The organism is Vibrio sp. 03_296 (assembly GCF_002265885.1).
The window spans coordinates 1-549 of sequence record NZ_NPKW01000685.1 but is presented as its reverse complement, the minus strand read 5'-3'; the positions used below and the strand labels follow the sequence as shown (position 1 = coordinate 549).

The following is a 549-nucleotide window of genomic DNA, read 5'->3' as shown; positions in this document are numbered from 1 at the left end:
AGAAGGGGTCGGCAGCACCGTTGATCGACCAGCAACGGACGTGTAAGACAATGCTTTTTGAGCAGTTCAACGGCATCGTATTGTGCCCATTGTTCAGTCTCTTCCCCTAAATAATGGCGAAAGGCTTTTTGCCCCCAAGGTGCCTTAGTGGGGTGACAAATTGGACTGAATGCGGAAATAGAGCAATAGCGATCTGGATTACGAATCCCAATCGTCAGAGCGCCGTGTCCTCCCATACTGTGTCCTGCAATGGCCCTTTTTCCGTGACAGGAAAATTGGTTTCAATCAACTGAGGCAGCTCACTCACAATGTAGTCGTACATCTGATAGTGCTTTTTCCACGGCTCCTGAGTGGCATTGAGGTAAAATCCAGCGCCAAGACCAAGGTCATATTGCCCATCGGGATCGTCGGCGACCCCTTCACCTCTGGGGCTGGTATCGGGGGCAACAATGGCTATCCCTAGCTCTGCCGCCTTTTCAAATGCCGCCGCTTTTTGCATAAAGTTTTCGTTCGCTACAGGTGAGGCCGGATAACCAATACAGGACGGGT

Annotated in this window: 1 pseudogene; it reads right to left on the bottom strand. The window is 51.2% G+C overall.

Annotation, left to right across the window (positions count from 1 at the left end):
• Nucleotides 1–549: pseudogene (locus CIK04_RS27130) on the bottom strand (alpha/beta hydrolase-fold protein); the annotation flags it as partial.